Origin of the sequence: Pseudomonas sp. 18173, assembly GCF_050432945.1 — a bacterium.
Lineage (GTDB): Bacteria > Pseudomonadota > Gammaproteobacteria > Pseudomonadales > Pseudomonadaceae > Aquipseudomonas.
In genome coordinates this window covers 17,481-28,734 of record NZ_JBKFTN010000040.1, presented here as the reverse complement: position 1 = coordinate 28,734, position 11,254 = coordinate 17,481, and the positions used below count along the sequence as shown (strand labels likewise).

Genomic DNA, 11,254 nt, shown 5'->3' with positions numbered 1-11,254 from the left:
GTCCGCCCCGATGCCGACCACCGTGTCCGCCCCGTCAGCCGCTATGCTCACGTTGGCCGCGAAGGTCGCGCTGTTGATGCCCAGCCCCGCGATATCGAGCATGTCCTGCGCTCCAACCGGACTGGCACCAAAGCCCACGATCGTATCGTTGCCGAAACCCGCTGCAGCAAACACGAACGTATCGTTGCCGGCGACACCGCCACTCATCACGTCGTTACCGCCACCGCCGACGAGAAAGTCATTACCCGCCCCCCCTACGAGCGTGTTGCCGAGCGCATTGCCGACGCCAATGAAATTGCCACCGCCGCCGAAAAACAGATTGTCGACGTTGTTACCCAGGGTGTAGTTCCCGAGCGTGGTCCAGACCGTGTCGTTGCCGGCACCGGCGGCCTCGAAAACAGCGTCCCCGGAATCGGTGACTTCATAGGTATCGTTACCGATGCCGCCGTCCATCGCGTCGGCACCTGCGCGACCGATGAGGACGTCGTTACCGGCGCCACCGATGAGGACGTCGTTACCCGCACCACCGACGAGCGCGTTGTCGATCGTGTTGCCGATGCCCGCAAAGTTGCCGCTGCTGCCGAAAAACAGATTGTCGATGTTGGCACCCAGCGTGTAGCTGGCAAGCGAGGTCCAGACGGTGTCGATACCTTCACCGCCAAGCTCGGTCACCACGTCCCCGAGGTCGGTCACTTCATAGGTATCGTCGCCGACACCACCGCTCATCGCGTCGGCACCCGCGCCACCGATGAGGACGTCGTTACCGACGGCACCGATGAGGACGTCGTTACCTGCACGGCCCACGATCATGTTATCCAGCGCGTTACCGATGCCCGCAAAGTTGCCGCTACCGCCGAAAAACAGGTTCTCGACGTTGGCACCCAGCATGTAGCTCGCCAGCGAGGTCCAGACGGTGTCGATACCGTCACCGCCAAGCTCGGTCACCACGTCCCCGAGGTCGGTCACTTCATAGGTATCGTCGCCGACACCGCCGCTCATCGCGTCGGCACCCGCACCACCGATGAGGACGTCGTTACCGACGGCACCGACGAGGACGTCGTTACCTGCACGGCCCACGATCGTGTTATCCAGCGCGTTACCGGTGCCCGCAAAGTTGCCGCTACCGCCGAAAAACAGGTTCTCGACGTTGGCACCCAGCGTGTAGCTCGCCAGCGAGGTCCAGACCGAATCCTGGCCGGAACCGGCGAGTTCGAACACAAAGTCCCCGGAGTCGGTGACTTCATAGGTATCGTTGCCGCCGACGCCACCATTCATCAGGTCGTCGCCGCCACCACCGATCAGGACGTCATTGCCCGCCCCACCGATGAGCGTGTTGGCAAGTGCGTTGCCGGTGGCCACGAAGTTGCCGCTGCCGCCGAACGCAAGGTTCTCGACATTGGCGCCCAGGGTGTAGCTCGCGAGCGACGTCCAGATCGTGTCTGCACCTTCGCCACCAAGCTCGGTGACCACGTCCCCGGCATCGGTCACCTCAAAGGTATCGTCGCCCAGGCCTCCCGCCATGGTATCGGCACCCGCCCCCCCGATGAGGATGTCATTGCCTGCGTCACCATTGAGGACGTCAATGCCGCCCAAGGCATTCAGGAAGTCGTTGCCATCACCTCCACTGGCGACGTCGTTACCTGCCGTGCCGGTCCATGTATCGACACCGGTGGTACCGACAAACAGATCACCGGCGGCTACCGGGGCCGTGGCGTTCGACGCAACGGTTTCGGTCAAACCGAAGTCATCCACGTAGGTCATCACAACACGCACCTGGTCGCCGATCTGATCCGGGCCAAGCGTCAACGTGCTGCCGATGGCTCCGGCGATGTTGACGAAGCTGACCCCGTTGGTTTCCTGCCACTGGAAGGTGAACCGCGGATTGCTGAGGCCATCGATGTCGATGATGGTCGACGGGTCGGCGGTCAACACCTCGTTCAGGAACGCACGCCCGAGAATGGTCGGCCCGGCAAGCGGTGCATTGTTCGCCGACGAATCGACGATCTCCAGCGTACCCTTGCCATCCTGATACACCGCCCGAACGCGGATGTTCAGACCGGCGACATCGTCCGCCACCAGATAGGTGGCGCCGGTTGCCCGCGATACCTCGCCAGCGGCGACAAAGGTGATGTCTTCAAAGACACCCGAGCCCGCAACGTTTTCGACCTGCCAGTAGTAAGCCACTGGACCGGTAACCGCACCGGTCGGATTGGCCGCACTCACGCTGTCCGCATCACGTATCGACAGATCGCTGACACGCAGCAGTTGGCCGGCAACCGGCGTATCTTCACGCGCACCGGTGGTCGCATCGAGAATTGCCAGACGCCCCACCGGACCGCTGTTCACTGCGGTGCCTACACCGGACGCCTGTGCCTGGTCAGCGAACTGCAGACGTTCGATGCCGGTCAGGCGATCGGTACCATCACGCCCCGCCACCAGGTCGGTCACGACAACGGCGTTGCCATCGACGGTGACGGTGTACTCCGACACATTGCCGCTGAACACTGCCGTGTCGAAGTTGTCAGTGCCGGTCAGAATCTCCCGCACGATGACCAGTTGGCCCGGGTTGTAAGTACCGTTGAGCATGGCCTGGACCATCGGCGCCATGCTGTCGAACGTGGCGATTTCCGCGCCGGTGCCATCAGCGTTTGCCCGTACGCTGATGCGCACGTTCAGCCACTTGTCACCATCGATGATGTCGTCACCGCCGCGGCCTTCGATGAGGTCGCTGCCGCTGCCACCGAGGATGATGTTGCCGCCGTCGTAGAACGTCGCTCCGACTGGCAACAGACCCGCCAGCCCGTTGATCAGGCTGATGTTGGTCAGCACGCTGCCGGTTGCACCCGCGGTAGGCAGCGATGTCGCATCTTCGTTGTCACCGCGCAGGAAGTCACCGTGGGACGAACCCGACAGACCTTCCATGATGTCGAAGCGCACCAGTGCCGAGGCACCCGAACCCGGTTGCGCAGGCACATCGAAGAAGCGGTCGCTGTAGTCGATGGTCACGCCCTGGGCGAGATCCTTGAAGGTTGCCCAGTCATAGCCGGAGCCGCCGATATAGCGGTCACCGAAGCCGAGACTGCCGACCATGATGTCGTCGCCGCCTTCGCCGTTGAACTTGTCGTTCTCGTTACCGCCGACGAATACATCGTTGCCGATCACCGGATCGTTGCCGAGCGGATCGAAGTTGTCGCCAGGCGCACCGTCCGAGGTGCCCTTCTCGATCCAGTCGTCGCCTTCGTTACCCATGTCCTGTTCGTTGGCTTTGCTGCCCAGGATGAAGTCGTTGCCCTGGCCACCAATGGCCTCGGAGGCGTCTTCACCGGTCACGATGAAGTCGTTGCCGAAGCCGCCAATGATCAGGTTGATGCCGTTGCCTCCGTGCAGCACATCGTTGCCGTCGCCACCCTGGATGTTATCGTCGCCACCGGTGTCGGTGATGATGTCGTCGCCGACTCCACCGCGCAGTTGGTCATTGCCGTTACCGCCGTCGATGCGGTCGTTGCCGGCATCCCCCCAGACGGTGTCATCGCCATCGCTGGAGATGAGAATGTCTGCGCCGTCAGTACCACCGAGCACGATGTGCTCTTCGCCAGTGTAGCGAATGTAGTTGGTGTCCGGCCCCGCGGTCAGCGGGTTGTCGCGGAACACCACCTGCTCGCCGTTCGGGCCGAGCGGATCGACGGTGACCAGGCCTTCGTTGAATTGCCTGCCCTGGTCGACTTCCAGGTAGAACCCCGGATCCGAGAACACCAGGCCCGGCAAGTGAGTGGCCGAGGTATTGGCCATGATCAGCTTGGCGAACGAGTTGCTTTCAAGTTCGGCATTCATCGACAGGCCAGAGGTACGCTCCAGGTAGTAGAAGCGGTCGCCGTCCTGCAGTTTTTCCAGCTGGTTCTCGAACACGAAGTTGAAGGTCGTGCCGAGCATGCCGCCGAACGGGGTTTTCTCTTCGGCCAGGCCGCCGATCCAGAGGTCGATGGCATCGACACCCGTGATTGTCACGCCCTTCAGGTCGTCGGCAGTACCCAGTACCCCATCCTTGCCGGGCAGCGTCACGTTGGCATAGGCCCCGGTGCTGTTGAGGAAGTCCAGGCGGTCGGCTGGCGCACCCGCACCACCGAGCACCAGCGCCAGGGCTGCAGCGCGTTTGCCTTCCATCGTGGTTGCCCCGGTGATCGTGTCATGCGTGCCATAGGCCGCGATGAAGTTGATCAACGACTCCGGATGCTTGAGGTGCTGCACCAGGTCGACCCAGCTGTTGTACGGCTTGAGTTGGGTATCACCGGTTTGGCTATAGATATCGCGGCGGATCGCATTGAGTGAGGGAATCCCTACGTCGCGGCCACGGGCGATGTTGAGCGCCGGCAGGTCGAGCGGCAGACCGAGCAGGTTGTTGCGCAGCGCCTCGGTGACGAACTCGTCGATTTCGTTACCGGTTTGCCGGGTCACCCCACGCACGATCGCACTGGTCGCATCCTCTGGCGAAACGCCACTGGCGGCGTACGCCAGCGGGTTGAGGAACGCCGCGATCAAGCCCAGTTGCTGATCGGGATTGGCGCTGTTCGGATCGCCTACCACATTGAAGTCGATATCGTAGCGATCGACGGTCTCGGTCAGCATCGAGTGACCAAACCGGTACACGGTGTGGGCGAACTCGGCGACGATCGAGGCATCGAGGTCGACGTCGTAGACCTGGGTCGGTGCGAAGAACAGGTCGACATTGGGCTGGATGGTCCGTGCAAACTCCTCGAACACCAGGTGCTGATACTGCATCTCGGTGCCGAACTTGGCAGCCTGGAACAAGCGCTCGCCGTTCCACACCAGCGCATCGAACTCAGCCTGGGTGGCTGGCAACGCAGCCACCGGATTGAGCAGCCACTCGTTGAGGAACGCCACGTCCCCCGAATCGAGCACGGTGTCCTTGGTCTGCTGGACCAGGCGGTTGTGCTCGGAGTGGAAGATCGCATGCACGGCGGTCAGGCCGATGTTCTCGTTGACCCGGCCGTCGCCGGCGATGTAGTGAGCGTCGAGCAGTTCGTTGTCATAGGTCAGGTTGTTGCCGCCCGGGCCTGCGGGCTGCGCATTGCCGACAAGGGTATCGCCATCCGCCTGCAGAACCCCTCCGACGATTACCGGCACCGCATTGTTGTTGATGTCGACGAGGAACTGGTGACCGGTGCGCACAGCGTTGGTCAGATCAAGCGGAGCACCCGGACTGCCTTCGACAAGGATGTCATCAGCCGTGCCACTCAGCCCGTCAGCACCTTTCATCACCACCATCGGGAAGCCGTTCGGCCCCTTGATGAAATTGCCATAGGCGTCAGTTGCCAACAGCGGGGCATTATCGACGTCGGCATCGGTAAGATTGATACCGAGCACGTCGCGTGCCTGCGCCTTGACCACCTTCCAGGTTGCCATGCCACCGATTTCAACGTCGTCAGCGGTACCAAACGTGCCATCCGCACCCAGGTCACGGTTAGTGATCAGCCGGCCGGTCGCTATGGGGCCGGTGGCGGTCAGCTCATAAGCGCGCAGGAACACCTGGTGCGACGGGTGCGAGCTGTAGGTCTGGTTCTGGTCCACGAATGGCGTGGTGGTGTTGGTTTGCTCATGGATGTCGTCGGCCGTGCCGAGAACGCCATCCGGTCCTGGCAGGTTGGTCGCGCGGGTCAGCACCATGAAGTTGGTGGGGCTGCCAGGCACGAACAGCGGATCATCCGGTTGCAGCGGGATGAACACGGTGCCCGAACCGCCTTTGGTGACCAGGTCCAGGCCATGATCGAAGAACTGCCCGAAGAAGGTCATCCAGGCGTTGAATGGCGCAGACAACCCTGCGTCCGCCGTGGTGTTCTCGAACAGGTACACATCGTGGTCGTCGGCAGTACCGAACTGACCATCCAGGCCAGGGCTGGCGACAATATGTACGCCATCCTTGAGTACGTCGTCATTAAGCGGCCCCACTACTCCGAAGTCGAGATGACCGTTCAAGCCCGGATTGAAAGCCGTGGCATAAGCCGCCGGGTTGTTGGCAGTCTGGTCGACGATCAGGTTACTGATGGTGCGCGGCTGCGAGTCAATCACAAGGCCCGTGTTCTGCGCGTACGACGTTCCTCCTTCCGCCGGATTGAAGACCGGATCGGTCAAGCGCGGAAAGATGTTGTCGGCGGCACCAAACTCGGTGTGGTTGTTGCCGTTGAGGTTCATCAGGTTGTTGTTTGACCCGTCGACCGCGCGCAGACCCAATGGCGAACGGATGTTCGGGATCAGCGAGAGGATGTCCTGACCGGCTGCATCCGCCTCGGCAATCTTGATCTGGTCAAGGATGAAGTTGAGGTCGGAGCGGACCATGTGAAGGCCCGCGCCGCCCGCAGTGGCGTCGATTACAGGAACCGGTGCCGTTGGCGTAACCGGTGCACCGGGGGCTACGGCACCCGTCGGCGTGGAGAACAGGATCTCCGTGGTGCCGTGGCCATCCTGATAGATCGCCTTGACCCGCAACGACAACCCGGCAAGGTCAGGAGAGACCTTGAACGCGGTACCATCGGCGCTCTGGAACGCCAGGTCGCCCGCCGGCAACAGGATGATGTCCTCGAATACACCGCTACCAGGCGTGGCCTCGAACTGCCAGATGTAGGACACCGAGGAGTTGGTAATAAGCCCCAGCGGATTGCCTGCCGCGACGTTGTCGGCATCGCGTACCCCGGCCACGCTGACCGTCAGCGTGTCGCCGACCGTAATCGCCCCGCCGTTTCCATCGGTAAGGGTCGGGCTGCCAATCGGTTGAGCATTCAGCCCCGTCACCAGCACTTGCTGGGTATCGGCGAATTGCAGGCGTTCGATATGCAGCAGCGTATCGGTGCCGTCGCGACCCGCCACGCTATCTGTGACCGTCCAGACATCGTCCGCCACGTTGGCCGTGCCGCGGTCGTCAACGGTAACCGAATACTCGGACGCAACCCCGGAGTAAATGGCGGTGTCGAAGGCCGCCCCGCCTGTCGAGGTACCGGGCAGGATTTCCCGCACGGCCTTGAGCTGGCCAGGGTTATAGGTGCGGTCCAGCATGAACGGGATCATGTCGACCATGCTGTCGAAGCTGGCGATTTCGGGACCGGTATGGTTGACATCACCCGCGGCATAAACGGCGATTCTGACGTTGATCCACTTGTCGCCATCGATCAGGTCATCGCCACCGCGACCTTCGATCAGGTCACTGCCATTGCCGCCGAGCATGATGTTGCCAGTGGCAAAGCCGGTGGTCGGCAAGCCGGCATCGGCCAGGAACTGAGCCAGTCCGCGGATCAACGCGACATTGGTCAGGGCACTGCCCGTGGCACCGCCGTGGTTGATGATCGTGACCGCATCGACATCATCGCCTTTGAGTACGTCACTGAAGTTCGAACCGGACACACCCTCGACCTCGGCGAAGCGGTCAAGAATCGAGGCGGGCGAAGCCCCGACCGGATTGAACACGCCGGCATTCTGGTTTGGCGCGTTGCCGTGTGGCTGCGCCAATGCGGCCAGGGTCAGGTCAACGGTCACGCCAACCTTGTCATTCTTGTAGGTCACCCAGTCGAAGCCGGACATGCCGTCCATCTTGTCCTGGGCATCGCTGCCGACGAAGATGTCGTCGCCACCCTCGCCGATCATTTCGTCGAAGCCACCGCCACCGACAAAGATGTCGTTGCCGACCACATCGTCAAGCAGCAACGGCGAGAAGTTATCGCCAGGCGCACCGTCCTGGGTGCCCTTCTCGATCCAGTCATCACCTTCGTTGCCGGTTGGTGGCAGGTTGGTCTTGGCGCCCAGGATGAAGTCGTCACCCTGGCCGCCGAAGGTGGTGGTGATGTCTTCGGTGGTGATGATGAAGTCCTGGCCGTCGCCGCCCAGGATCAGGTTGCCCGCAGCAAGCATGCTGCCAGCCACGATCACATCGTTACCGGCATTACCCTCCAGGCGGTTGTCGCCGAACGAGTCGCTGATGATGTCATCGCCCGCGCCGCCCAGCACCGCATCGTTGCCGGCACCGCCTTCGAGGCGGTCATCGCCAGCGTCGCCGTAAACGGTGTCATCGCCGTCACCGGAGATGATGATGTCGTTGCCGGCGGTACCGCCCAGGACGACATGGTCTTCACCGGTGTACTGCAGATAGTTGGTGTCCGGACCCACAGTGTCGGGGTTGTCGCGAATCACCAGCGGCACGACTTCCACGCCGTTGATCATGATGCCGCCCGTCGGATCGGCGCGGTTATCCACGCCAAGACCCGTGAACTGATTGGCCTGATTCACTTCAAGGGTGAACGTCGGTGTCAGGAACACGGTATTCGACAAGTGGGTGACATCGCTGTTGAGCATGATCAGCTTGGCAAAGGAATTGTTCTCAAGCTCCGTGCCGAAGTTCAGGCCCGCGGTACGCGACAGGTAGTAGAAGCGGTCGCCGTTCTGCAACGCCTCCAGCTGCGTTTCAAACACGAAGTTGAATGTCGAGCCGAGCATGCCGCCGAACGGCATTTTCTGTTCGGCCAGGCCACCGACCCAGAAGTCGATGTCGTCGACACCGGTGACCGTCACACCGGTCTGGTCATCTGCGGTACCCAGAATCCCGTCCTTGCCGGCCGTCGTTACGTTGGCATAGGCACCGGTGCTGTTGAGGAAGTCCAGGCGGTCAGCTGGTGAACCCGCACCATTGAATACCAGCGCCATGGCGGCAGCGCGTTTGGCTGCCAGCGTGGTCGCCCCCGTAATCGTGGCATGCGTGCCAAAGGCCGCGATGAAGTTGACCAGTGACTCGGGGTGCTTGAGGCTGTCCGCCAGGTCAGCCCAACTGATGTAGGGCTTGAGCTGGCTGTCGCCGGTCATGGCGTAGAACTCACGCCGCGCCTCGTTCAAGGTGGGGATGCCCGTGTCGCGACCACGCGCCAGGTTCAGGCTCGGCAAATCGAGCGGCAGACCGAGCAGGTTGTTGCGCAACGCTTCGGTGACGAACTCATCGATCTCGTTGCCAACCTGGCGGGTCACACCGCGAATGATCGCCCCTGCCGCCTGGTCCGCAGTCACCCCGCTGCCGGCGAACGCCAGCGGATTGAGGAAGGCCGCGATCAGACCCAGCTGCGAGTCCGGGTTGGCCGGGTTGGTGAGGAGCGGATTGAACGCGGGATCGAAACGATCGACGGTCTCGGTCAACATCGAGTGACCGAAGCGGTACACCACGTGCGCGAACTCGGCGAGGATGGCCGGATTGATCGAAGTGTCATACCCATTGGGCGCAAGGAACCCGTCGACCTGTGGCTGAACGGTCCGCGCGAACTCCTCGAACACCAGGTGCTGGTACTGCATCTCGGTACCGAACTTGGCAGCCTGGAACAGGCGTTCACCGTCCCACACCAGCGCCGCGATCCCGGCGGGGGTAGTCGGTATCGCGGCCACGTCGTCAACCAGCCACTCATTGAGGAAGGCCAGGTCACCGGAGGCCAGGATGGTGTCCTTGGACTGCTGGACCAGGCGGTTGTGCTCGGAGTGGAACACATGGTGCACGGTGGTCAGGCCGATGTTCTCGTTGACCCGGCCGTCGCCGGCAATGTAGTGGGCGTCGAGCAGTTCGTTGTCATAGGTCAGGTTGTTGCCGGCCCCGTCAGTTATCTGCGCGTTGCCGACAGCGATGTCGCCATCCGCCTGCAGAACCCCGCCGACGACTACCGGCGCAGCATTGTGGGCAATGTCGTCGAGGAAACCATGCCCGGTGCTCACGGCGTTGGCCAGGCTGATCGGAGCTGCCCGGTTGCCTTCAACCAGTTGAGTGACGTCGTCAGCTGTCCCGGCGATGCCGTCGGCACCGTTGCTGATGCGGATCACCACCTGCGGCATGCCGTTCGGCCCACGGATGAAGTTGCCGTAAGCATCGGTTGCCAGCAGCGGTACGTTGTGTACATCGGCGTCAGTCAGGTCGATGCCGAGAATGTCGCGGGCCTGGGCCTTGACCACTTTCCAGGTCGCCATGCCGCCATTTTCGCTGTTGCCATCATCGGCAGTGCCGAACAGGCCATCGGCGCCCAGGTCGCGGTTGGTAATCAAGCGTCCCGTTGCCACGGGATCGCCTGCCGCGTTGAGGGTGTACTCACGCAGGAACACCTGATGCGACGGGTGCGAGCTGTAGGTCTGGCTCTGGTCGACGAACGGCGAGGTGGTGTTGGGCTGGCCATCATCGGCAGTGCCGATTACCCCGTCCGCACCGGCGGTACGCACCGCACGCGACAGCACCATGAAGTTGGTCGGGCTGCCCGGTACGAACAACGGATCGTCCGGCTGCAGCGGAATGAACACGATGTCGGTAGCGCTCTTGGTGACCAGGTCGAGGCCGTGGTCGAAGAACTGGCCGAAGAAGGTCATCCACGAGTTGAAGCTGGCGGTCAGGCCGACGTCCGGCGACACGTTGGGCATGAAGAACACAGGCTTGTCATCGGCCGTGCCGAACACGCCATCGAGCCCGGGGCTGGTGACTACCTGTACGCCATCCTTGAGCACGTCGTCATTACCCGGCGCGCCGAAATTGAGCACACCGTCCAGGCCCGGGTCGAAGGCTGAGGCATAAGCCGCCGGGTTGTTGGCGGTCTGATCGACGATCAGGTTGCTGATAATCCGCGGTTGCGGGTCGATCACCGTTCCCGTCCCGGCGTATGCCGGCGATAGAAAGGAAGGATCAAGCAGGCGCGGGAAGGCGTTGTCCGCGGCGCCAAACTCGCTCTGGCCGGTGACCAGGTTGTTGAAGCTGCCATCGACGGTACGCAGACCGAATGGCACCTGAGAGTTGGGAAGCAAATCAGCGAGGCTGGCGCCGTTGGCATTCGCCTCCGCGATGAAGATTTGTTTGAGGATGAACTCCAGGTCCGACTTGTTGAAATTGGCCATTTTGTTTTGCCCTCGATCTATCTGGGGAAAGGCGCGGGACGAGAAGGTCCTCCCGCGCCCAGTCAAGTGCTGGCTTACGCAGTTTGTTTTTTATGTTTTTTAGCGAGAGCTGGCGTTACCCGGGACCCGGGATACACGCCTGAAATTCGCGTATTTGATTGCTCGCCGGGCGATCAGGCAGAGCGAATACGAGCCCAGGGCGGGCCGTGGAAGCAGGAGGTAAAGGCAAACTTGCTGGTGAGCCCCTTTACCCTGCAAAAGAACGAAATGATCAACATGCGCGGTTCCTCCCGGGAAAATCTCCGCGTCTTGCGTTGCCAAAACGATGGCAGGCATCAGACGGGTGGGC

Annotated in this window: 1 protein-coding gene; it reads right to left on the bottom strand. The window is 62.0% G+C overall.

The window, feature by feature from the left end; translation table 11 throughout:
• Nucleotides 1-10,905 (bottom strand): peroxidase family protein (locus ACLD1X_RS27940; RefSeq protein ID WP_429373356.1); only part of this gene is annotated, 10,905 nt, incomplete at its 3' end.
• Nucleotides 10,906-11,254 lie beyond the last annotated feature (349 nt).